The sequence below is a fragment of the Providencia rettgeri genome, from assembly GCF_023205015.1.
Lineage (GTDB): Bacteria > Pseudomonadota > Gammaproteobacteria > Enterobacterales > Enterobacteriaceae > Providencia > Providencia rettgeri_E.
In genome coordinates this window covers 2,816,603-2,841,280 of record NZ_CP096258.1, presented here as the reverse complement: position 1 = coordinate 2,841,280, position 24,678 = coordinate 2,816,603, and the positions used below count along the sequence as shown (strand labels likewise).

Below are 24,678 nucleotides of genomic sequence, written 5' to 3'. Positions count from 1 at the left end.
TGGATCATGACAACCAAACAAGAAATAGACGAATTAAAAAAACAGTTACGTCATCATGAATATCAATACCATGTATTAGATGCGCCTGAAATTCCAGACGTTGAATATGACAAGTTAATGCAACGTCTCAAAGAGATAGAGGCACAACATCCTGAACTTGTCACGAGTGATTCGCCGACTCAACGTGTTGGTGCCGCGCCATTAGCTGCGTTTGATACCGTACGCCATGAAATTCCTATGTTATCGCTAGATAATGTTTTTGATGAGGAAAGTTATCTTGCATTTGATAAACGGGTAAGAGACCGTTTGAAAAATCATCAAGAACTGACTTTCTGTTGTGAGCTCAAACTTGATGGGCTAGCGGTAAGTTTGTTGTATGAAAACGGTGAGTTAGTACAAGCTGCGACTCGCGGTGATGGGACTGTCGGTGAAAATATTACTGCGAATGTTCGAACCATACGCGCTATTCCATTACGTTTAACAGGTAACAATGTGCCTGATCGTGTTGAGATCCGCGGTGAAGTTTTCATGCCTCAAAAAGGGTTTGAAGCGCTGAATGAGCAAGCGCGTAAAACAGATGGTAAAGTCTTTGCGAACCCTCGTAATGCGGCTGCGGGTTCTCTACGTCAATTGGATCCACGTATTACCGCCAAAAGGCCTCTCACTTTTTATTGTTATGGTGTTGGGTTAGTAGAGGGTGGCACGTTACCAGATACACATTATGAGCGTTTGATGCAATTCAAAGCATGGGGTTTGCCGGTTAGTGATTATGTTCAATTACGTGTTGGTCATCAGGCTGTATTAGATTTCTATCGTGAAATTGAGCAAGTTCGTCCTGATCTTGGCTTTGATATCGATGGTGTGGTGATTAAAGTTAACTCGATTGCAATTCAAGAAGAGTTAGGCTTTGTTTCTCGAGCACCTCGCTGGGCGACGGCGTTTAAATTTCCTGCTCAAGAGCAAGTAACACTATTAAAAGATGTAGAATTTCAAGTTGGGCGTACCGGTGCCATCACGCCTGTGGCGCGTTTAGAACCCGTGCAAGTTGCCGGTGTAGTCGTCAGCAATGCAACGTTACATAATGCAGATGAAATTGAACGCCTTGGCGTGCATATCGGTGATACGGTCATTATTCGCCGAGCAGGGGATGTTATCCCACAAATCGTCAGTGTTGTCGTTGATAAGCGACCTGCCGATAGCCGCGAAATTGTTTTTCCAACCCATTGCCCTGTATGCGGCTCTGATATCGAACGAGTTGAAGGTGAAGCGGTAGCGCGCTGTACAGGTGGGCTGATTTGTGGTGCACAACGCAAAGAAGCACTGAAGCATTTTGTCTCACGCCGCGCAATGGATGTGGATGGCATGGGCGATAAAATTATCGACCAGTTAGTTGAAAAAGAGTATGTCAAAACACCCGCAGACCTCTATCAGTTAAGTGCTGGTATCTTAACTGGCCTCGATAGAATGGGGCCGAAGTCGGCACAAAATCTGGTTGATGCGCTCAATAAGTCTAAGCAAACAACATTGGCTCGCTTTATTTATGCCCTTGGAATTCGTGAGGTTGGCGAAGCAACGGCGGCAAACTTAGCAGCGCATTACACCACACTTGAGGCTGTGATGGCGGCGGATGAAGAGTCACTAAAAACCGTTCAAGATATTGGTCATGTAGTTGCGAAACATGTGGTCAATTTTTTCCGTGAACCTCATAACCAGGCGGTGATTGAAGATTTATTGACAAAGGCTAATATTCATTGGCCTGAAGTAAAAGTGGTGAATAGTGCAGAAATCGATAGCCCATTTGCAGGTAAAACGGTGGTGTTGACTGGCTCGATGAGTGTATTAACCCGTGATGAAGCCAAAGACAAATTGGTCGCTTTGGGCGCGAAAGTCTCAGGAAGCGTCTCTAAAAAAACAGATTTAGTTATCGCAGGAGAGGCCGCAGGTTCTAAATTAGCAAAAGCAAATGAACTCGGCATACGCGTTATTGATGAAAATGAATTGATTCGTTTGCTGAATATCCAATAGTGAACTATATTCAATTTGACTTAGTTGCCTACAATCATTGTAGGCAACAATTTTATACGCAGGTTGTTGTAAGTCTTAACTTAAATTTTCAGTAAAATTTCTGTGCAAAAAAAGCGAATGGTAGGAATTGTTATCGTTGAAACGTGATCACCTTCTTCTTTTTGCAAAATACACCTAGTAAGCTTTCATATTAATGTGACTCCCGTCTCATTTAAATGTTGTCTATTACATAGAATATGCACATAGACTGATTCTTAAATTTGTTGGAGTCGCATATGACCTCGATCCTGCATTTCGTTTTATCTTTAGTTGTAATTGCAGCACTTGCCATTTTAGCCAGTAGTAACCGTAGAGGGATCCGTCCTCGCTATGTTGTTCAACTACTCGTTATTCAAATTGCATTAGCGTATTTGTTCTTAAAATCGAATATTGGCGAATCTTTTGTTCTTGGTGTGGCAGGGGTATTTACCCACTTGCTAGGCTATGCAGCAGAAGGGACTAAATTTATTTTTGGTGGCATGATTGAAGGCAACTTAGCGTTCTTCTTCTTACAAGTGTTATGCCCAATCATCTTTATTTCTGCGTTGATCGGGATCTTACAGCACGTCAAAATTCTCCCTATCGTGATCCGTATCATCGGTACCGTGTTATCGAAAGTGAATGGTATGGGTAAGTTAGAGTCTTTTAACGCAGTCAGTTCATTGTTACTGGGTCAGTCAGAAAACTTTATTGCGTATAAAGACCAACTGAACCGGATGTCAGACCGCAGAATGTACACCATGGCGGCAACTGCCATGTCAACAGTATCTATGTCTATCGTTGGGGCATACATGACCATGTTAGAGCCGCGTTTTGTGGTCGCTGCATTGGTTCTAAATATGTTTGGTACTTTCGTCGTCCTATCACTGATTAACCCGTATCCACCTGAAGGTGAAGAAGATATTCAAATGAGCAACCTGCATGAAGGACAAAGCTTCTTTGAAATGTTAGGTGAATATATTCTTGCTGGGTTTAAAGTAGCGATTATCGTTTCAGCGATGTTGATTGGTTTTATTGCCCTCATAGCGATGATTAACGGTATTTTCTCCGCGGTATTCGGTATCGACTTCCAAACCATGTTAGGTTACGTGTTCTATCCGTTTGCATGGATGCTTGGTATTCCCGCCGATGAAGCCTTACAAGTTGGCGGAATTATGGCAGTGAAAATGGTCACGAATGAATTTGTTGCGATGGACGGCTTGCAAGCGATTGCTGGTGGGTTATCTGAGCGCTCTGTTGGGATCTTATCCGTATTCTTAGTGTCTTTCGCTAACTTCTCATCTATTGGTATCATTGCGGGTGCAATTAAAGGCTTAGATGAGAAACAAGGTAATACCGTAGCTCGCTTTGGCTTGAAATTACTGTACGGTTCAACTTTAGTTAGCTTCTTATCTGCAGCGGTCGTTGGGTTGGTTTTGTAATCCACGAAAACATGCTAGATTACGAAACGGCGTTCAGATGAACGCCGTTTTTTGTGCTTGATATGAAAGAGAACTCAGAATGGAAAAACAAGATCTCATTGATATGGCCAACACGTATATGCCATTTGGTAAATATAAAGGCTGTGTATTGATTGATTTACCCGAAGAATATTTATTATGGTTTTATAAGAAAGGGGAGTTCCCTGCTGGACGTTTAGGACAGTTAATGGAAATGACACTAGGGCTTAAAATTGAGGGCCTAGAAGGGCTGGTAAAGCCATTAAAACGGGGTTAGTTGACTGGCTTGGTGTTAAGCCCTTTTTAATCTCAATCGTTCTAGCACATCATATTATCCCCAAATATTTGATCTGGACTAAAGTTCACTCTGTATGCGGCTTACATACATTGTAGTAGGAAAAGCGTATCTTCAAGAGAATTTGGCTTTGTGACGATTGCATAATATTGAGTATATATTGATTTAAAATGGAAGAGACGAGTAGTGACGTTTAGTATTTAAATGATTGGTGGAGCTAAGCGGGATCGAACCGCTGACCTCTTGCATGCCATGCAAGCGCTCTACCAGCTGAGCTATAGCCCCAATCGAAATGTTTTGCATTGTGCCACCTAACAGGGAATTAGATGGTGGAGCTAAGCGGGATCGAACCGCTGACCTCTTGCATGCCATGCAAGCGCTCTCCCAGCTGAGCTATAGCCCCAAACAAAATCTTTTGGACGGGATGCATCATATTCAAGCTAAGTTAGAGTGTCAATAAAATAATCGGGTTTTAGGTTTAATTGCTGAAATATAGAACATTTTGCAGTCAGCTGAGTGGAGAAGGGGGATTGAGGTAGAGAACTGGCCCCCAATAAATTGGAGGCCAATCATTTTACTTATTGAGCAGAAGCTTCACGTTCAGCGATAAACGCTAAGGCTTTTTCAATACGAGCGATAGAACGTGCTTGGCCGATAGCGTGGACAGTGACATCCAGGCCTGGAGATTGGCCAGCACCTGTCACAGCAACACGTAAAGGCATACCCACTTTACCCATACCCACTTCTAATTCTGCTGCGGTTGCTTCGATGGCTTGGTGAACATTTTCAGCAGTCCAATCAGTTATCGCAGCTAACTTAGCTTTTATCACTTCCAATGGTTGGCGAGCGACTGGGCGCAAATGTTTTTTCGCAGCATCTGCATCAAACTCGTCAAAATCTTGGTAGAAATAGTGGCAAGATTCCGCCATTTCTTTCAATGTTTTGCAACGTTCACCCAGTAACTTGATTAGTTCAACTAATTGAGGCCCTGTGCTGGTATCAATATTCTGTTGTTCAATATGCCATGCAAGATAAGTTGCAACTTCTTCGGCTGGTAAGGTATTGATATAATGATGGTTTAACCATTGTAATTTTTCAGTGTTAAACGCGCTTGCTGACTTACTGATAGCATCAAGGCTGAAATACTCTTTCATTTCTTCAACAGTGAAAATTTCTTGGTCACCATGAGACCAACCTAAACGTACTAAATAGTTAAGAAGGGCTTGCGGCAAATAACCATCATCACGATATTGCATAACGCTAACAGCACCGTGGCGTTTTGACAGTTTTTTACCGTCATCACCTAGGATCATCGAAACGTGAGCATACACAGGCACTGGTGCCCCTAATGCTTTTAGAATATTGATTTGGCGAGGTGTGTTGTTGATATGGTCTTCACCACGGATAACGTGAGTGATTTCCATATCCCAGTCATCAATGACTACGCAGAAGTTATATGTTGGGGAACCATCAGTACGACGAATGATTAAATCATCCAACTCTTGGTTACTAAATTCAATTGGCCCACGTATTTTATCATCAAAAATAACAGAACCATCTTGTGGGTTACGGAAACGAACAACGTGTGGCTCATCAGGTGTATGATTGTGGGCGTGGTCACGGCAGCAACCATCATAACGAGGCTTTTCGTTATTGGCCATTTGCTCTTCACGTAACGCTTCTAAGCGCTCTTTTGAACAATAACAACGATAAGCGGTACCCGCATCTAACATTTGGTCAATGACATCATTATAACGATCAAAACGTTTAGTTTGATAGTAAGGGCCTTCATCCCAATTTAAATTCAACCAGTTCATACCGTCCATAATGGCGTCGATAGCTTCCTGAGTTGAGCGTTCTAAGTCAGTATCTTCAATACGCAGGACAAACTCGCCCTGATTGTGGCGACTAAATAACCAGGAATACAGAGCGGTACGTGCACCACCAACGTGTAAATAGCCAGTTGGACTTGGCGCAAAACGGGTTTTGATTTTACTCATCGAGATTGCCTTAATTGCAAAACATGTTTTTGAAGCGCTTATCTGTTCACGGTTAGGAAACTAAAAACAGGCACAATTAACTTGATAGCGAGTTTGATGTTCTAAGCAGTGAAATGTCTAAGCATTGCTAAAATGTATATCTATTCTATCATCCTACAATGATTCCTCAATCAAGTTATCAGAATAGAAGGCAAGAAATTAGTTTGTTTCGCCAAATTTGACATAAATAAATGCGCTTTAAAAATAGTTTCTGTTTTTTTCTTAAAAGAATAACGAGAAAATGATAGGTAATTGATTAAAAAGGCGGCTTTTCTGGCGAATATTGAAACATCTTGATTATTTTTGCAACGAACGAAAAAAATCTATTGAAAAAGCGTTGACTCAGAACTCAGTATCCCTATAATGCACCTCCATCGACGACGGGGCGATTAGCTCAGTTGGTAGAGCACCTCCCTTACAAGGAGGGGGTCAGTGGTTCGAGCCCGCTATCGCCCACCACCGTTGACGATGAAAAATAAATAATTGGGCGATTAGCTCAGTTGGTAGAGCACCTCCCTTACAAGGAGGGGGTCAGTGGTTCGAGCCCGCTATCGCCCACCAATTATTTATTACAATGTGGTAGTATAAGTCATGAAGTGGGCGATTAGCTCAGTTGGTAGAGCACCTCCCTTACAAGGAGGGGGTCAGTGGTTCGAGCCCGCTATCGCCCACCACTTCATTCATTACTCGCATTAAAATACAAATTTAGATGGGTCGTTAGCTCAGTCGGTAGAGCAGTTGACTTTTAATCAATTGGTCGCAGGTTCGAATCCTGCACGACCCACCATCTAAGCAGTAAAAAATAAAAAATTCCAAGATGGGTCGTTAGCTCAGTCGGTAGAGCAGTTGACTTTTAATCAATTGGTCGCAGGTTCGAATCCTGCACGACCCACCATCTAAGCAGTAAAAAATAAAAAATTCCAAGATGGGTCGTTAGCTCAGTCGGTAGAGCAGTTGACTTTTAATCAATTGGTCGCAGGTTCGAATCCTGCACGACCCACCATCCCAAAGTGGTAAATTCGAATACACCCCTAATCAAGTAAACATTCAGCCGCTAAGCCATGCCTCGATAAGCTGGTTGCAGGTTCAGCCCGTAGGGTAAATCCGAAGGATTTAAATCCTGCACGACCCACCATCTCAAAGTCGTAAATTCGAATACACCCCTAATCAAATAAACACTCAGCCGCTAAGCCATACCTCGACAAGCTGGTTGCAGGTTCAGGCCGAAGGCTAAATCCGAAGGATTTAAATCCTGCACGACCCACCATCTCAAAGTTGTAAATTCGAATACACCCCTAACCAAATAAACACTCAGCCGCTAAGCCATGCCTTGACAAGCTGGTTGCAGGTTCAGCCCGTAGGGTAAATCCGAAGGATTTAAATCCTGCACGACCCACCATCTCAAGCCATTTCTAAGTGAATCAAACATAACTTCATTACAGATTAAATCTAACGGATATATACTTATTTTGTTGATTACATTTTCTGAGTTGCATGGTAAAGAATTTGACAATTAATGATTTTGCGGCTCACTTTATATGCATAATAACCCAGTATACACCTTATAAATACCACCTAGCACTTATATCGATATTTCAATCTAGCAATAACAGAATATATTTGGCTAGTTATAGAATAGAATGTTTTCATTATACATAACTGGCAAAATAAAACGGTGGAAATGAATGTTTCGTGGTTACTTGTAGAATAGAAAAAGTAAATATAATTTTTTATAAACAAATCTTATCACATAGTAAATGGAAAGCGCTATATTTCAGTTTAAAACTCTAAGATTGTGTTTGCTTTTGAGTTTTTGTATTGATTTTCACACGGTAAAAAACAAAAAAAGTTAAATCAAAAATGGATTATCGATGAAATTTATTTTTCATAATTTTGTGATATTCATCTAGTAAAATGAATAATAAGCTTTCTTAACGTTATGGTTTTGTTATGTTTGGTACTTGAGCATAATAAATCGCTGTCTCGCTACTTTAAAAATTTGCTAATTGTAACAGCCTCGCTGTTTTTTTAATGTACTAATATTTGTCAAATTAGAGATTTTTAAAGATAAAATTGATTGTTTTTACTATTTTTTACATTAAAGCGCCATGAATACAGGGGTTATCATTTCTGGTTATGTTAAATTGTATCAATAACATTAATATTGTTACAGTGTTAAATAATTCTGTTTATTTCCTTTATTTTTAGGTTATACATCGGCAATGTGGGTCTTTTTTAGATTAATATTCCATAAGGAGAGATATATCTTTTGGGCGACTATTTAAAAAAATTACGCACATTTAGTGTAACTGAGTGATTTTAAAGCGGTATTTCGCTTTCAAATGCAAAATGTATAGCATGAAACACTTTGTTACATAGTTGCAATGTCAATTTAGGACTAGTTGAAACTAATTATAAGGGTAGTATATCATTCTTTCCGATATATGCTGAATCGTCTATAGCATTATCACTGTTATACACATAAATATAAAAATAAAATCTGCAGATAATTATCTGTTAATTTTTATTTCCTTAATAATAAATTGAAGCGAGAATGTTTATGAACACGAAATATCCTGTCGCTTGTGCAGTTGGACAAAAAATAAAAGCCCTTAGAAGAGCTCAAGGCTTTACTGTTTTTCAGTTAGCTAAAGAGATAGATATAAGTGAACAGCAGCTATTTCGTTACGAGCGTGGTGTTAATCGTATCGATATAGATTGTCTTGTTCGAGTACTAAAAGTTTTAGACGTTAACATGGGTGAGTTTTTTAGTGAAGTCCTACAAGAGGATACTCAAGTAGATGAGGACACAGGTAATAAAGGGTTTGAAAGTACTGCATATACCCTTATATAGCCAGATATCGATATTGTCCCAGAATGAAACATAATTGATTTTCATTCTTAATTGTTTAAATTAGGAACGTAAATTAAACACAATTGCTGTTTATAGTTTAAATCAGACAATAACTATTATTATTCCATGTTTCATAAAAGAACAAATAAAAGCCCGAAAGGGCTTTTATTTTTTATCGTTGAATTCACTATTACTTAAAATGGGAGTCATTATCTCTGGCACATTTGAACATAGTCAACCTTCCATCTCTTTAATTGGTTCTAATATTACGGTTATGATGCGTGTCCCTATCATTTCCCCAATTTTTAATTGCAGTTGTTCTAATTTCAAGACGGTATCTTGTAAAGGTTCTGATATAGAAGCATAAATAAATTGGTTAAGCGTTCTTTCATCGCCATTATCAATTTGGATACCATAAGATGAGTGGATCTCATTTAATCGGGTCGTTCCTTTTAAACTTAATCCTGTTTCGGGTAGTTCAATAGGCGTGTTTTCAGAGATGTTTTTTTCTGAAAATAAATGCTCCAGAAAAATACGATTCTCAGGTTTAAGAACAACAAATAAATGGTCATCGGCATGAAGGATAGTTGACCCTCTTGGAGGTAAAACACTTTTTTCTCGCGTGATCATTGCAATAACAGTTTGGTCAGGTAATGCAAGTTGCGATAATCGACGACCTACTGCAGAGCAATCCTCACCTAATGTATATTCCACTAAATCTGCATCTATTTGGTCTACAGCGGTAATATCTAACGTTGCCGCAGGGATCAATGGCGGTGGCTGCATTAAATTTAATTTGCGTGCAACATAAGGCAAGGTTGAACCTTGTAAGGTCGCTGAAATTAATACCACAAAGAAAACTACGTCAAAAATTAGATGAGCATTAGGTAAACCATAGATAAACGGAAAAATAGCAAGAATAATAGGGACAGAGCCACGTAATCCTACCCAAGAAATTAATGTAATTTCAGGTTTAGGGAAACCAAATAATTTTAGAACCGGTATTACAGCCAATGGCCTTGCGATAAACGTTAAGACAAGGGCAATAATCAAACCTTCAAGCCAGACTTCAATTAGAGAGCTTGGGTTGACAAGTAACCCTAACATAACAAACATGATAATTTGGCTTAGCCATGCTAATCCATCATGGAACAAAAATGTATTGCGTTGAAAAACAAACCGATGGTTACCAATTACTACACCAGTAACAAAAATAGATAAGAAGCCACTACCTTCTAAATTACTTGCGAGACCGAAAGAAAGCAGCCCACAGGCAGCGACAAGCACAGGATATAACCCAGTAGCTATTAGTTTAATCTTATTGATAATTTTGACTGAAACCCAGCCTACACTCAAACCAACAACTGTACCTATCCCCATCTGGCTAAAAAATAGCAGAATTAACTCACTACCTGAAGCTTGTGGATTCATTAAGAGTTGTAATAAGCCAACCGTTAAGAATATAGCAGTGGGGTCATTGGTTGCACTTTCTATTTCTAAAGTCGATTGCAGGCGTTCATTTAAATAGATCCCGGCGTTGCGCAGTAAGGAAAAAACGGCGGCAGCATCCGTAGAACCGACGATCGCGCCTAACAATAGACCTTCCAGAAGAGGAACGTCGAGGATATAAGCCGCCGCGAGGCCAGTCACCCCAGCGGTTACAAGAACGCCTAGTGTTGCTAGTGTAAAAGACGGTTTCCAAACTAGACGAATAGATTTTACTGATGTTTGAAGACCCCCATCAAATAAAATTAAAGCAAGTGCGAGAGAGCCAACGGCATACGAAACATTAACGTTATCAAACGTAATTTTACCTATCCCATCTTCACCCGCTAACATGCCAACAAATAAAAACATGACAAGCATGGGTAAACCGAGTCTAGCAGACAATTTACTAGAGAAAATCCCCAAAAGAATAAGTATAGAAATCAATAAAATAAGTTGTTCAATAGTTGGCATAATCAGTTTAATCTGTAAGTGAATAAAACGCTGACGATGCATCGTAAAGCGCGCGTAGAAAGCAAAAAACAACAAAATGATTAAATATACATTGAGAACAGATTATTTTAGCAAAAAGCAGATAACATCCATTAAAATATATATCTACATGATTATAATATAAATAAATTTAAATGATTTGATTATTTATCGCATTTTTCACTATAAAAGAGCACTAAAATACGTAAAAAAATGATAAATATGAATAAGTAAGCGCGAGAGTGAGTTTTATTGTTAATTTTTTCTATTAACGATAATTATGGTGTTGGGGCTGCCGCAAGTATTAAGGATGATAATCGACACTTATAAAGTCAGGTAAAAGAGAAAAGGCCGAATATATTTTCGACCTTTACCACGAAACTAATGGAAGCGTGCTTTTTTCGCTAAATAGTCACCAATAAATTGCATGCCTTGTACGATAATCACTAATGTGACAACGGTGATAGCCATTGCTACATTATCAAAACGTTGGTAGCCGTAGTTTAGGGCCAAGTCACCGACACCGCCACCACCAACGGCTCCTGCCATCGCGGTTGCACCAACTAAAGTAATACTGGCAGCGGTTAAACTGAGAATTAATGATGACTTCGCTTCAGGTAAAATGAAGTGCCAAACAATCTGCCAATTTGTTGCTCCCATAGAATCAGCCGCTTCAATAATACCTGAATGTACACTAAGTAATGAGTTTTCAACTAAGCGTGCAGTATAGGGAGCAATAAAAATGACTAATGGCACAATGGCTGCAGTTGTTCCTATTGAGGTTCCTACCATAAAGCGCGTAAGGGGGATCATTGCAACTAATAAGATGATAAAAGGCAATGAACGAATAATATTAATAATCGGGTTCACAATGCGATAAATACATTTATTTTCCCAGATACCTTCTGGCCTCGTTACAACAAGTACGATACCTAATAGGATCCCAAATATAGAACCTAATACAAGGGCAATGCTGACCATCGTAAAGGTTTCTGACATCGCTAATAAAAACTGTTTCGTCGTTAAAGCGGTTTCAAATAATTGTGTCATAGCGCCCCCTGATTGACTGCAACTCCACGTTGGCGAAGAAAAGCAACGGCTTCATCAATTTTTTCTTTATCACCAATAAATTGGACAAACATACTGCCCAGCACGACACCACTGATCTCTTTCATATTGGCAAATAAGATATTTATTTTGACAATTTCTTTGAGTATTAACTCATTAACGACAGGTTGTTGCGCGGAAGCCCCTAAAAATTCAAGACGATAAACATCTTGTTGATGTTCTAAGTTATGTAGAACGCGTTCTGGAATTTCTTCGTTTAATACGGTTCCTACAAATTTCTTGGTTGTGTCTTGGCGTGGGTTGGCAAAAATATCAAGTACAGTTCCTTCTTCGACAATTTTGCCAGACCCCATAACAGCAACACGGTTACAAATTTGTTCAATAACTTCCATTTCGTGAGTAACTAGCAAGATAGTAATGTGTTGCTCTTGATTGATCTTTTTTAGTAATTGCAAAATTGAGCGCGTCGTTTGTGGGTCGAGTGCTGAAGTGGCCTCATCACATAGTAAAATTTGTGGGTTGTTGATCAACGCACGCGCAATCCCCACACGCTGCTTTTGCCCACCAGATAACTGCCCAGGGTATTGGTTTTTTTTATCGCTAAGCTCGACATATTCAAGAATACTATCAACTCGCCGAGTGATTTCTTGTTTATCGACACCTGAAAGTAATAAGGGCATCGCAATATTTTGAGCAACAGTTTTCGTTTCTAGCAAATTGAAATGCTGGAAAATCATACCGATGCTTTTTTTATGTGAACGAGTTTCTGCAGGGGTATGTTCAGCAATATTCTGGCCATTGATAATAACGGCACCACTGGTTGGTTTTTCTAATTGATTCACCAAGCGGATAAGTGAACTTTTACCCGCTCCGCTATAACCAATAAATCCAAAGATATCACCTTTATTGATATGCAAATTAATGTCTTGCAATGCAACTAAAGACTGCCCATCTTTTTCATAGACTTTTTGAATATTTTGAAAGGTAATCATGATTTACTCTACATTATCAGTTAATTGCACGCGTTCTGAAGGTGGTGCAGCGGGTTGCCACTCATCACCTAATAATTCAGCCTCTTGGCTATTTTTGACTTGCTCAAGGTGTTGTTCTTGATGGCTCAAGTACAATTGAGCTGCAATATGGTCAGCCAATCGTTCTGCCCCAATATTCGTTCCAGGGATTAACCCTATGACCGGGCCCATACTGAGCGATGCACTTAAGTTAAAACAATATAACTGATTGATTTTTAATGTGTCTTGCTTGTGTTTAGCTTGAAACTCAAAGTGATTACCTAAATAAGGATGTGAAGCTAACTCTGTATTTTCTTCATGAATGGATGGCGTGTATGCATCTCCCCACGTTTTAACTAGCGGAGATAATTGATGAAAGGCACCGTGTTTGGCCCAATTAATCCGATAGCCAGTTGCCAAGATTAAATAATCTAATACGAATTTGTCTGTCGTTGTTGTGACATGCAATTTTTTATTTTTCAATTCAATAAATTTAACTTGGGTATTGAAATTGAAATAAGCATTTTTATGGCGAGAAACTCTCAACGTACTGCCATGGGGAGCTGGCGTTTTGGCTTTGGCAACATAATCGGTGTAATGCCATTTCTGAGCATCTGTAAAATAGGCATATGCATTGGTAAAACCTGCACTTCCGGCAACTTTTCCTCGATTTACGCGGGGCATGTCGCTAGCGCGGATCAAAATCTCAACTGAATTAGCGCCATTTTCTAATGCTGTTGCTGAACTATCCATCGCACCGGCACTATAACCCACAACACCAATGTCTAAGCCTTTAAAACGACGATAGTCAGTACCTGCATATGAATGTTCCCAATAGGTTGTTGGGATATCATTCATAAAATTAGGGATATTAGCTTCACTAAAAGACTCCATACCCGTCGATAAAATAACATGTTGTGCTTGATACCTGACAGTACCGTTAGGAGTATCAAAAATTAATTCACGGTAGTTATCGTTTAATTGCACATCGACTAATTGGTATTGGTTAAGTACAAAGGGTTTTGTCATGGTTTTATACCATTGCAGGTATTCCCCCCACTGCAAACGTGGAATCTTATCGAGTTCATCCCATTTTTGAATGCCAAACTGGGCTTTAAACCAAGCTTGAAAAGTTAAAGAGGGGGATGCAAGCGCAGGGCCAACCACATGTTTTGGGGAACGTAATGTTTCCATTAATGCAGGGCTTTGCCATGGGCCTTCTTTGCCTACAGGGGCTTGGTCGAAAACAACGGCATTGATACCACGTAACTTCAGAGCGAACGCAGCTGTGATCCCGGACATACCCGCACCAATGATAGCGACATCAATAGTTTGGTTTTCAGGGTCATTTTTTGATAATGACCAAGACGTTATCGGTAAATTTAAATACTGCAAATCTTGTTTTATTTGCGCTTCTAATACCTCTAAACCCATAATCAGTTCCATTGAATTACTCCTTGTCCTCTACTATTTCAAAGGGCTCACCCAGCGATAACATTAAGCGGTTCGCCCATGAAAAGAAGGCCGTGGATTGAACTAAATCAAGTAATTCAAGTTCAGATAACCCCAAATTTTTTAACTCTTTAATTTGTGATGGTGTGGCTTGGATGGGGGTTGCAGATAAAGAGGCGACTAAATCTGTAATGGCTAGGAGTCTGTCATCAAAACCTTCAGCAAGTACTGAACCCGTCGCAGTTGCTAGTAGTTTATCAACATCAGCGCGTCGTTCTTTTGCATACTGGCTGGCTTTTCTCGCATGTACAGAAGCGCAGTATATACAGCCATTAACTTTGCTGGTTACGGCTGCAGCGAATTCACGTTCCCAGCGAGGTAACCCTTCTGAGGTATAAAATACGCCACGGTCAATTAAAGTTCGTAACTCTAAAATCTTACTTTGATGGGCGAGTAGTAAAAAATACTCAGAGTTTAATTGACCAAATTTTTTCATGATTTGGGCTTCTTCAGCGGATAGCGTTTTTGCATCCCTTGCTGAAATCCAAGCTTCCCATCCTAAATTATCTTGTGTAAAAGCCGTTGGGGAAGGTTCTCCTTTGCGGGTTAATGGTTGGTGGTTCCATTTGCCAGCCACCACTTTAGGTGAGTTATGTGCAAGATGACTATTATTCGTCAGTAACAGAACCCCTTCGATTAGACGCGCTTGATAGGTGACATAAGTTATTAATTGAGCAAGTAGAATGATGTCACTTTGTTGCCAACCTTGTTCAGTTAACGCAGTCATTAATTGGTAATGGGTATCTTTAGGTGATTGTGTTAAAACTTGCAGATATTCTTTTGCTGTAGCCAGTGGTTTGCTAAGCGGTTCATCAGGCATTGAGTCTATTAATTGAAAATAAAATTCAGTGAGGCGGGGACTCCCTGTCACTTTTGCAACTTCATAGGCAAAATAATATTTCACATCATTTGTGAGAAGTGTCGATGGCGTAGAAAAAATAGCGTCAAATACGGCTTGAGTATTTTCAGTCGCCACTGCGCGTTCATGGCGAATTTTAGCTAGGCTGGAATCTGGTGTTAAATTAGTTAAAGAATTAATTACATCATTATAGGAAAGACTCATAAAGCAACTCACTTTTTTAAATGTTTTTTATCTCCTTCATTACATATCAATCACATTACTAATCGAACGATCTATTTGTTATATACTTATAACTAAAAGGAATCAAATGCCATTCTTATATTACTTTAGTATTAAGTTATAACGATATAGTCTAAGTTGTACTCGCTAATTATGATTATACTGCCCAAAATATCTTTACAGGGTTGTTATCTATGTTAAAACAAAAATTAATAAATTTATCTTTAATTACTGCAGCTTTAGCGGTGCTGGCTGGGTGTGGCGATAATAGCGAAAAAGATAATCCGAATAAAAAACAAATTACAATAGGTTTTGGTGTTGGCAATTATATTGACCAAGTAGACAAAGGTATCGTACCGATTTTAGAGAAAAAAGGTTATACCGTTAATTTGCGCCAATTTTCCCAGAATAGACAAATTAACCCTGCTTTTGAGGAAGGCTCTATTGATGCATCTGTAAACCAAAGCCGCGCCTATATGGAGGCTTATAACAAAAAGAATAATATTAATATGGTGGCGTTAACAGACTCACCGAGTGCACCTCAAAGTCTGCGGTCAAATAAACATAAAACACTGGATGAAGTGAAAGACGGTATGATTGTTGCGTTATCTAATGACTCCGTTAATGCAGAGCGTGGCGCGAGGATCTTGGAAAAGTTAGGTTGGATAAAAATTAAGCCAGATGTGAGTACATTAAGTTTTAGTGTTAATGATATCTCCCCAAATGAATATAACTTAGATATTCGAGAAACCGATGCGGCACAAGGGTTGCGATTATTAGATGATGTTGATTTTGTTGTTGTGAATGGTAACTATGTGGCAAGTGCCGGCCAACGTATTGCTGATGGTTTAGTTGTAGAAAATTCACCGCTAGAGCATCGCGTTATTGTGACTGTTATGCAAAAAGATTTAGATGCTCAGTGGGCAAAAGATTTGAAAGACGCTTTTGAGTCTAAAGAGTATGCAGATTATATTCGTTCGCAGCGTATTTATGATGGCTTTATTGAACCTGAGAGCTGGAATAAATATCCTAAATAAAATCCTAGTTTATTTTTTATTTTGATTATTATGTTGACCACTAATTTTTATTAATTAGTGGTTTTTTCTATATAAACTAAATATCTTACTTATTTAATATGAAAAAGATTCGTGTTGAATTTGTAGACAACAGAATGTTTTTTCGTTATTTAATAGGTTAGGAAAGGCATTATAAAAATAGTTTGTAGATAGGTTTATTTAGACAATAGAACTGACAGGGGCAAATATGAGCAATGAATTAATTGATGCATTTAATATAATAAAATCTAAAAAATGGGTCGATTTGACCCATAGTTTCGATAAAGACTCACCGCATTTTTTTATGTTTGACTCTGCCGAATTTAAAACATTATTTGGCTACCCAGAAGGCTTTTTTGCGCAGCAGTTTACATTTCCAGGGCAATATGGCACCCATATTGATGCACCTTGCCATTTCGTGGAAGGAAAACGTTATTTACATGAGCTCGAATTAAAGGAACTTGTTCTGCCATTAATTGTTATTGACCAGTCTGAGAGAGCAAAAGAAGATCCTAATTTTGCATTTTCTCTTGATGATATCCTTAATTTTGAAGCGAAAAATGGCCGAATTGAATCTGGGAGTTTTGTCGCATTACGCACTGACTGGAGTAAACGTTGGCCATCACAAGAGCTTATGGATAATAAAGATGACGAGGGCAATAACCAAATACCGGGTTGGGGTATGGACGCACTCAAATTTTTATTTGAAGAACGCGGTATAAAAGCAATTGGCCATGAAACATTTGATACTGATGCCGCAAAAGATTTTCGAAAAAATAATGCATTACTCGGTGAGTATTATGTATTAGAACAAGATACCTACCAAGTTGAATTACTCGCTAATTTAGACCAAGTGCCCACACGTGGCGCGGTAATTTTTAATATCGTCGCAAAACCCAATAATGCCAGTGGTTTTCCTGTTCGTTCTTTTGCGATCCTGCCATAGAAAATATCATGATAACCAATCTGCCAGTGTGATAGCAGATTGGTTAAAACGACTATAACGCAAGTAAAATCCAAGCAGCGGCTAATAGCATACACAATAGCGCGACAATTCCCCCTGATTTAGAGAACTCACCGAAAGAAATTTTCACGCCATATGCCGCTGATTGCTCAACGACAATAATGCCAGCAAGGCTACCGAAGACCAGTAAGTTACTTGAAAAACCAGAACCCAATACGAGAGCAGCGCCTAACGAATCGGCATTGCCTTCAGGTGTTAAGAAAGGAACAAGTAGCATGACGGAAGGATTATTTCCAACAATAGTACTTAGGACACCGGTCACTAGAAATAGGGCTAATGGATTATTGAGGTCCACACCGTAGTTTCGCAAATCAGTTAATAATTGCTGAGGTAGTCCCGTGGCAGCAAAAGCGGCATTGACAACAAATAGCCCCATGATGAGTAATAAAAGATTACCATCAACGAGTTTAAGCATATCACTCGAGGCAATAGATCGATTTAATAATAAAAATCCAGCAGCCGTTAATGCAATAAGTTCTTTAGGAATATCAGTCACAATAAAGGTAATGATGACTGCGAAAGTAATGACACCTGCTTTTGCTGTCTCCCAGACATCTAATGTTTCTTGGGTTGATTTAGGGGGAGTTGAGAGCGTATTTTCTTTAGTCAAATACCAACGATGACGATATAACCAAACGAGTACTAACCATGTTAATGGTAAGGAAAGTAGGGCTGGTATTGCTGATGCCTGTAATAAGCCAACAAACGAGATATCAAGCCCTTGTGCTGCGATCATATTTTGTGGGCTACCAATTAATGAACCTGCAGCTCCGTTATTCGCTGCGAAACAAAAGCCAAGTAAAAAAGGAATTGGGTTTAAACCGCGAGATAAACTAATTGATACTAATAATGGAGTCATCGCGACAACAACAACATCATTCGTGAGCAATGCGGAAAGAAAGCCACCAACAAGAATTAAAACAGCGAGTAATATAGGGGGCGAAACTTTTAGCATTGCGACTTTATTTGCGGTCCAGCTATAAAAACCAGACACAACAAAAGAAGCTGAAACAACCATAAGCCCGAATAACATCCCAATCGTTCGGTAATCGATAGCATTCCATGCATGAGGAGGGGTAATACTACCAATAGCCATCATAGCTAGGGCACCAATAACCGCAGCGCCAGTTCTATCAACTTTAAAGCCGGGTAGCTTACCAAAGCCCATCGCAATATAAACCAAAAGAAAAACAATAATGGTTAACGTCATGATATTCACATTTTAATTAAGAAAATTAGAGGTAATTTATCGGTGAAGACCAGACTAAGCAAGGTTAAATAATGTATTGATAATAATACGTTGTCGTTAATTCAGTTTAAGATTATCGCAAAAAGACGGTAGTAATAATGAAATAGAAAATGAAGTTTTCACATAGCAATAACAGGCATTGACTACGAAAGACGATAATGTGATTTATTGCAGCATGCAAAGAAAAATGAAGAAAGTGCGTTTAGTAATTTTATTACAAAATATAAAAAGTGATTTGTACAGTTGGATAATTGATATCAGTCCACAGGATAAAAAAGATAAATAGAAAATAAATTGTGATGTTCTTCACTAATTGAAGATAAATAACGAGTTTTAAACTGTGACTAACATCACTAAAAATGGTTTTTTTGTGTGAAAAAAGAGCAATGTAATTTAGTAACATGATTTTTATGTGATCTTCATCAATATAAAGGTGGGGTAAGTCGGGGGCTAATAGTGATCTTGTTCACATAAAGGCCCACGTGGTGCGGATCTGATAAAGCTCATGCTAGAGTGAAAGAGTTGAAAAAATCACAGACGTTATTTGGCGATAACGTTACAACTTTATCATTCTCGTACCACGGGGTTCTATCATGGTAACATCAAATATCAAATTAAAGGTACAGAATTTTGGGCGTTTCCTCAGTAATATGGTTATGCCTAATATCGGTGCTTTCATCGCTTGGGGATTAATTACCGCGTTATTTATCCCAACGGGCTGGTGGCCTAATGAGACATTAGCTCAACTTGTTGGTCCTATGATCACCTATTTACTCCCTCTATTAATCGGTTATACCGGTGGCCGTTTGGTCGGTGGAGAGCGGGGTGGAATAGTTGGTGCAATAACAACAATGGGAGTCATTGTTGGTGCTGACATGCCGATGTTTATGGGGGCAATGATTGCTGGCCCATTAGGCGGATATGCAATAAAACGTTTTGATTTGTGGATTGAAGGCAAGGTTAAAACAGGTTTTGAAATGTTGGTGAATAATTTTTCATCCGGCATTATCGGCATGTTATTAGCTATTTTGGCTTATTTAGCGATCGGTCCTCTTGTTGCAGGGTTATCCAAAATATTAGCGGCTGGTGTGAACGTGATGGTGGAGAATAACTTACTTCCACTCACGTCTATTTTTGTTGAACCTGCAAAAATCTTATTTCTCAATAATGCTATTAATCACGGTATTTTTTCACCGTTAGGTATTCAGCAAGCATCTGAAACAGGTTCCTCCATCTTTTTCTTAATTGAAGCAAACCCCGGACCAGGTTTAGGCGTTTTACTCGCTTATATGTTTTTTGGTAAAGGTAATGCCAAGCAATCTGCACCAGGGGCCGCAATTATTCACTTTTTTGGTGGGATTCATGAGATTTATTTCCCCTATGTCTTAATGAACCCTCGGTTAATTCTTGCTGTTATTCTGGGCGGGATGACAGGAGTGTTTGTTATGAACCTTTTTCATGCAGGGTTAGTCTCCCCAGCATCACCGGGTTCAATATTTGCAGTTCTACTGATGACCCCTAAATCATCACTTATTGGCGTTATTTTATCAGTCACCAGTGCTACAGTTGTTTCTTTTATCGTTTCAGTACTTTTATTAAAACGAACACGAATTGGCGATGATGATGAGCTCGAAAGTGCGACGAAAAAAATGCGCAATATGAAAACGCAATCAAAGTCATCAGCAACAAGCTCAATCAATAAAGATACCTCTATCAATTTAGCTCAAGTGCGCAGCATTATTGTTGCTTGTGATGCAGGCATGGGGTCAAGTGCAATGGGGGCTGGGGTATTAGCCAAAAAAGTGCGAGATGCAGGGTTAATCGATATTACCGTCACTAATATGGCAATTAACGACCTGCCAGATAACGTTGATATTGTCATTACTCATAGAGACCTAACACAAAGGGCACAGTCATTTGCACCAAATGCAATGCATATTTCTTTAACAAACTTCTTAGATAGCCAAACGTATAATGATTTAGTCACCAATTTAATAGCTAAAAAAAATCCTAAAGCAGCAAATGATGGACGACTGGTTAAACAAACGATTATTGCAGCAAATGATGAATCCTATGAAATGGAAGATCATGATGATGCGATATTTACATTGAGTGCAAAGCATATTCATTTAAACCTATCTGCACAGAATAAAACGCAAGCCATTCAATTTGCAGGGCAAAAATTAGTTGAGGGTGGCTATGTTGAGCCTGACTATATTGAGGCGATGTTAGCTCGCGAAAAACTGACTTCAACCTATCTAGGTGAATCTATTGCTGTTCCTCATGGCACCATAGAAGCAAAAGATCGTGTATTAAAAACCGGCATTGTTATTTGCCAATACCCTGAAGGCGTACAATTTGGTGAAGAACCTGATGAAATTGCCCGCTTAGTTATTGGTATTGCAGCACAAAATAATGAGCACATTGAAGTTATCACACGAATTACTTCCGCGTTAGATGAAGATGGGGTTATTGAGCGTTTATGTGAAACCCAAGATGTTCAGGAAGTACTCGAAATTTTAGCGTCTCAAAGTGCAGCATAAGGAGAATAATAATGAAAGTCATTCATTTTGGTGCAGGAAATATAGGCCGCGGTTTTATTGGTAAATTATTAGCAGACGCAAATTCACAAGTAACTTTTACTGATGTCAATCAGCCATTAATTGACCAACTCGCGCATCAGCAATCTTATAATGTTCATGTTGTTGGTCAGGAAAATCGTATCGAGAAAGTCCAACACATTCACGCTGTTAATAGTAATGACCCTAAAACGATAGAGTTTATTGCAACAGCGGATATGCTTACAACTGCTGTCGGGCCACAAGTACTTGAAAAAATAGCGTCAACGATAGCTAAAGGCATAATTTATAGAAAATCGCAGGGAAATAACCAGCCACTCAATATAATTGCATGTGAAAATATGGTAAGGGGAACTAGCCAATTAAAACAACATGTGTTGGTTCATTTGCCGGAAGAATTACATCAATGGGTTGACCAACATATTGGTTTTGTAGACTCCGCAGTTGACCGGATCGTTCCTCCGATGGATGCAGCGAATGATGACCCACTTGATGTTACTGTCGAATCCTTTAGTGAGTGGATTGTTGACCGAACACAATTTGTTGGTGATATTCCTATTATCGATGGAATGGAATTGACGAACAATCTAATGGCATTTGTTGAACGTAAATTATTTACATTAAATACAGGTCATGCAATGACAGCGTATTTAGGGCAGCGATATGGGTACCAGACAATCAGCGAGGCAATTGGAGATTTGAGGATCTATACTGTTGTTAAATCAGCTATGCAAGAAAGCGGACAAGTTTTAATTCAACGTTATGGTTTTGATTCACAAATACATAATCAATACATAGATAAAATACTAAGTCGCTTTTCAAACCCATATTTAAAAGATGATGTCAGTCGAGTAGGGCGGCAGCCTATGAGAAAATTAAGTTCTAATGATCGCTTAATTAAGCCGTTGTTAGGCACATTAGAATACCAATTACCAAATGAAAATCTGATCATAGGAATTGCTGCCGCATTACATTTCAGATGTGAAGCCGATCCCCAAGCAAATGAAATGGCAAAGCTAGTTGCTTGCAAAGGTATATATCAAGCGGTTGTTGAGCTTTGTGGGTTAGAGCAATATCCAGAGATAATTGATAGAATTTGTACTCAATATCAATTAATGATGCTGAATAATAAGTAATATTACGGGTAATGGATTAATTTTTGAGGTTCAATCACTTTATGGCTATTTGCTATGTGAGATAAAGTAATATAGCTATAAAGTGATAAAAGAAGCTAATATGGAAAATAAACAAAACATTGAAAATCAAGTTCTTGAACGGTTAAATCAACGACCGGAGGTGCATTTATTTGTCCAGGAGGTTGTTATTTTAATCTCACAAGCTATTGATAAATTAATGTTAAAAGTTTTTAGAAAGGATGATTATGCAGTAAAATATGCAGTTGAGCCTCTTTTGACTGGAAATGGCCCATTAGGTGAGTTATCAGTTCGTTTGAAACTCCTATTTGCATTAGGGGCTATTTCTCGAGAAACCTATGAGGATATAGAATTATTCCTTGCTTTGAATGGATCGTTATCAGTAGAAAACGTGGATCTGAATTTCACCGATGATGAAATTTTAGGCAGTATTAAAATGCTTCATTGTATGGAACCTTTACCAGAAATGATGAGATTCAATCAACCAGAGGATCTTGTCGATAACCAATTAATTGAATTACAAAAACACCGTTTTCAGCAAATGATCAAATCCTCATTGGTATTGTCTGTAACGGCTTTAATTACCCAAATTATAGAAACTGATGTATTTTAAAATAGCATATTCAATCCTCTCCTATTTTACTGTTTACTTATCAAAGTAAATATGTTTGAAATAACACGTTATTAGCCGAGTATTAACAGAGCATCGAATGAATATTATTATTGCACATGAAATCACCACTGAAGATAAAGAAGAACTCCTTGCAGGGTTACGTAGTTTTAATATCCAATATTTGAATGCAGAACGTTTTGGTGAGCTAGGCGTTTATTTTAAAAATGACTCTGGTGTTATGCTTGGAGGATTACTGGCTTCTGTGAAGGCGAATTGGCTCTGTATTGATTTTTTATGGGTGAGTGAGGACGCCAGAAAAATGGGGTTAGGCAGTAAATTGATGAAGGCTGCTGAACGGGAAGCAATCAAAATAGGTTGTATTCATAGCTTAGTTGACACCTTCAGTTTTCAAGCCTTGCCATTTTATGAAAAATTAGGGTATGTGAAACAAATGTCATTGCCTGATTTCCCTGAGACAGGCATGGAAAGGCATTATCTCACTAAAATTGAATTATCATAATCATATTTACTGCATTTAATCTGCTGTAAGTTGACATTGTTATCATTTGTATTAATACGATAAAAAGCATTTAGAACAATAAGTAGAGGGTATTTTGAAGAAGTTGGACTAGCTTTATTTAATACGAAGAATAACTCTATTTGACTACTAATTAGCTCACCAAGCATTAATGTACAGCTGATGGTATTGGATTTTTTATCTATTAAAAGTGATTATTTTAACTTATTTATCTAATTAAATTGTATTCTTATTGTTAAATATTTTTTAACTCCCTATGCGTGTATTAATAACGGTCGAATGTTTCAAAATGTTTTTATTTGAAACCAAGCATGTCAAATGGAAGGGAAAATACAATAATGTCATGAATCATTTATATTAATTTAAATCTTATTTAGCTATGGTTTAAGTTTCTGTTAGATGAGTATGACTGATAAGTTAATGTTCACGATAACATAAAATGAAAGGAAATGAAAAATAATGTAACAAAATATATCATCAAATTTAGAATGTTTACGTATGCAGGGTATTTATTTATTATTTGCCGCCTGTTTTTTTGATTTGTTAAATATGGTGGAATATATGAAATTAAATAAAAATATTGGCTTATTCATTCGTGGTGCGAGGAAATCTAGAGGGTTATCAGAAAAGGAATTGGCTAAGTTGATATTTGTCAGTCAGCAGCAAGTTTCAAGATATGAACGTGGTATTACATCCATGAATTTTGAAAGCATTTTAACGATATTAAATGTGCTAAATGTATCAGTAGACGAATTTATTGAGCATATCATTAAGCCTGAGCAAGAAAAGATATATAACAAGATGATTGAAGAGCTTGAAAATGAAGGTGTTATTAATATAGGAAGTGTAAACTGTATAGATACATCCTCACTATAGTAACGGTATTAGAGTAACTTTTTATTTGTATATACTAATGTATTTAATAAGCTATCCTAGCTATAAAGACTAACAAATGATAAACATTTACCGTGAACCATATGGGAATGTGCTGTATTTATGGTTTAAACAGAAATAGTTTTGCAGAGGAGATCACAGAGTACAGAAATTTCTATTTTTAAATCAGCTTGCTTAAACACATTATAATAATTATCTATCATCTATTAAGTAAAGTAGAAATATTCTTACTA

18 protein-coding genes and 8 tRNA genes are annotated in these 24,678 nt (G+C 38.3%); 17 read left to right on the top strand and 9 right to left on the bottom strand.

The genetic code is table 11. The annotated features are described in order from the left end of the window. The first annotated feature begins 6 nt into the window (after positions 1–6). From ligA to M0M83_RS12950, 3 genes are all read left to right on the top strand, one after another. Positions 7–2,025, top strand: coding sequence for an NAD-dependent DNA ligase LigA (ligA, locus tag M0M83_RS12960; RefSeq protein WP_125892118.1), 2,019 nt, complete (start codon positions 7–9; stop codon positions 2,023–2,025). Between the two features lie 275 nt (positions 2,026–2,300). After that, entirely contained in the window at positions 2,301–3,485 is a 1,185-nt protein-coding gene (locus M0M83_RS12955) for a NupC/NupG family nucleoside CNT transporter (RefSeq protein ID WP_004264869.1), read from the top strand. A 79-nt stretch (positions 3,486–3,564) separates the two neighbouring features. Further along, positions 3,565–3,780, top strand: coding sequence for a DUF3820 family protein (locus M0M83_RS12950; RefSeq protein ID WP_004912576.1), 216 nt, complete (start codon positions 3,565–3,567; stop codon positions 3,778–3,780). 227 nt (positions 3,781–4,007) lie between these two features. Here M0M83_RS12950 and M0M83_RS12945 read toward each other — a convergent pair. From M0M83_RS12945 to gltX, 3 genes are all read right to left on the bottom strand, one after another. Beyond that, positions 4,008–4,083 (bottom strand) — tRNA-Ala (locus M0M83_RS12945). A 42-nt stretch (positions 4,084–4,125) separates the two neighbouring features. Continuing rightward, positions 4,126–4,201: transfer RNA gene (locus tag M0M83_RS12940), tRNA-Ala, on the bottom strand. Positions 4,202–4,376: 175 nt separating this feature from the next. Next, positions 4,377–5,798 carry a glutamate--tRNA ligase gene (gene gltX, locus M0M83_RS12935; protein WP_125892116.1) on the bottom strand — a complete coding sequence of 474 codons (1,422 nt, stop codon included), beginning with the start codon at positions 5,796–5,798 and terminating at the stop codon, positions 4,377–4,379. Positions 5,799–6,220: 422 nt separating this feature from the next. Between gltX and M0M83_RS12930 the strand changes: the two genes are divergently transcribed. The 7 genes from M0M83_RS12930 (at position 6,221) to M0M83_RS12900 (ending at position 8,691) form a co-directional block, all read left to right on the top strand. After that, positions 6,221–6,296, top strand: a tRNA-Val gene (locus M0M83_RS12930). 26 nt (positions 6,297–6,322) lie between these two features. Next, positions 6,323–6,398 (top strand) — tRNA-Val (locus M0M83_RS12925). Between the two features lie 37 nt (positions 6,399–6,435). Further along, a tRNA-Val gene (locus M0M83_RS12920) sits at positions 6,436–6,511 on the top strand. 37 nt (positions 6,512–6,548) lie between these two features. Continuing rightward, a tRNA-Lys gene (locus M0M83_RS12915) sits at positions 6,549–6,624 on the top strand. Positions 6,625–6,656: 32 nt separating this feature from the next. Further along, a tRNA-Lys gene (locus tag M0M83_RS12910) sits at positions 6,657–6,732 on the top strand. A 32-nt stretch (positions 6,733–6,764) separates the two neighbouring features. Next, a tRNA-Lys gene (locus M0M83_RS12905) sits at positions 6,765–6,840 on the top strand. 1,557 nt (positions 6,841–8,397) lie between these two features. Continuing rightward, positions 8,398–8,691 carry a helix-turn-helix domain-containing protein gene (locus M0M83_RS12900; protein WP_125891382.1) on the top strand — a complete coding sequence of 98 codons (294 nt, stop codon included), beginning with the start codon at positions 8,398–8,400 and terminating at the stop codon, positions 8,689–8,691. 234 nt (positions 8,692–8,925) lie between these two features. Here M0M83_RS12900 and M0M83_RS12895 read toward each other — a convergent pair whose 3' ends face one another. The 5 genes from M0M83_RS12895 to M0M83_RS12875 form a co-directional block, all read right to left on the bottom strand. Next, the gene (locus M0M83_RS12895) at positions 8,926–10,692 is read right to left on the bottom strand and encodes a potassium/proton antiporter (protein WP_248466696.1); all 1,767 of its coding nucleotides are present in this window, start codon (positions 10,690–10,692) and stop codon (positions 8,926–8,928) included. A gap of 357 nt (positions 10,693–11,049) precedes the next feature. After that, the gene (locus M0M83_RS12890; protein WP_125891381.1) at positions 11,050–11,718 is read right to left on the bottom strand and encodes a methionine ABC transporter permease; all 669 of its coding nucleotides are present in this window, start codon (positions 11,716–11,718) and stop codon (positions 11,050–11,052) included. After that, the gene (locus tag M0M83_RS12885) at positions 11,715–12,728 is read right to left on the bottom strand and encodes a methionine ABC transporter ATP-binding protein (protein WP_213913189.1); all 1,014 of its coding nucleotides are present in this window, start codon (positions 12,726–12,728) and stop codon (positions 11,715–11,717) included. Before M0M83_RS12885 ends, M0M83_RS12890 begins: the two co-directional genes overlap by 4 nt. Before the next feature lie 3 nt (positions 12,729–12,731). Beyond that, positions 12,732–14,192, bottom strand: a complete 1,461-nt coding sequence (locus tag M0M83_RS12880) for an NAD(P)-binding domain-containing protein (RefSeq protein ID WP_248466695.1) — start codon at positions 14,190–14,192, stop codon at positions 12,732–12,734. Between the two features lie 4 nt (positions 14,193–14,196). Beyond that, positions 14,197–15,321, bottom strand: a complete 1,125-nt coding sequence (locus M0M83_RS12875; RefSeq protein WP_248466694.1) for a CMD domain-containing protein — start codon at positions 15,319–15,321, stop codon at positions 14,197–14,199. Between the two features lie 212 nt (positions 15,322–15,533). On the opposite strand from M0M83_RS12875, the gene M0M83_RS12870 reads away from it, so the two are divergent. Then, a complete protein-coding gene (locus M0M83_RS12870; RefSeq protein WP_248466693.1) occupies positions 15,534–16,376 on the top strand; it encodes a MetQ/NlpA family ABC transporter substrate-binding protein in 843 nt (280 codons plus the stop codon). Between the two features lie 226 nt (positions 16,377–16,602). Further along, on the top strand, positions 16,603–17,340 hold the full coding sequence (locus tag M0M83_RS12865) for a cyclase family protein (protein ID WP_125891376.1): 738 nt from the start codon (positions 16,603–16,605) through the stop codon (positions 17,338–17,340). Between the two features lie 52 nt (positions 17,341–17,392). Here M0M83_RS12865 and M0M83_RS12860 read toward each other — a convergent pair whose 3' ends face one another. Further along, a complete protein-coding gene (locus M0M83_RS12860) occupies positions 17,393–18,628 on the bottom strand; it encodes an SLC13 family permease (protein WP_125891375.1) in 1,236 nt (411 codons plus the stop codon). Between the two features lie 632 nt (positions 18,629–19,260). Between M0M83_RS12860 and M0M83_RS12855 the strand changes: the two genes are divergently transcribed. The 5 genes from M0M83_RS12855 to M0M83_RS12835 all read left to right on the top strand — a co-directional run bounded on the left by M0M83_RS12855 (position 19,261) and on the right by M0M83_RS12835 (position 24,427). After that, positions 19,261–21,210 carry a PTS mannitol transporter subunit IICBA gene (locus M0M83_RS12855; RefSeq protein WP_213913195.1) on the top strand — a complete coding sequence of 650 codons (1,950 nt, stop codon included), beginning with the start codon at positions 19,261–19,263 and terminating at the stop codon, positions 21,208–21,210. Between the two features lie 11 nt (positions 21,211–21,221). Then, positions 21,222–22,382, top strand: a complete 1,161-nt coding sequence (locus M0M83_RS12850; RefSeq protein ID WP_213913196.1) for a mannitol-1-phosphate 5-dehydrogenase — start codon at positions 21,222–21,224, stop codon at positions 22,380–22,382. 100 nt (positions 22,383–22,482) lie between these two features. Then, a complete protein-coding gene (locus M0M83_RS12845; protein ID WP_248466692.1) occupies positions 22,483–23,013 on the top strand; it encodes an MltR family transcriptional regulator in 531 nt (176 codons plus the stop codon). 97 nt (positions 23,014–23,110) lie between these two features. After that, a complete protein-coding gene (locus tag M0M83_RS12840; RefSeq protein ID WP_125891371.1) occupies positions 23,111–23,533 on the top strand; it encodes a GNAT family N-acetyltransferase in 423 nt (140 codons plus the stop codon). Positions 23,534–24,112: 579 nt separating this feature from the next. Next, positions 24,113–24,427: a helix-turn-helix domain-containing protein gene (locus M0M83_RS12835; RefSeq protein ID WP_125891370.1), complete on the top strand. Its 315-nt coding sequence runs from the start codon at positions 24,113–24,115 to the stop codon at positions 24,425–24,427. Positions 24,428–24,678 lie beyond the last annotated feature (251 nt).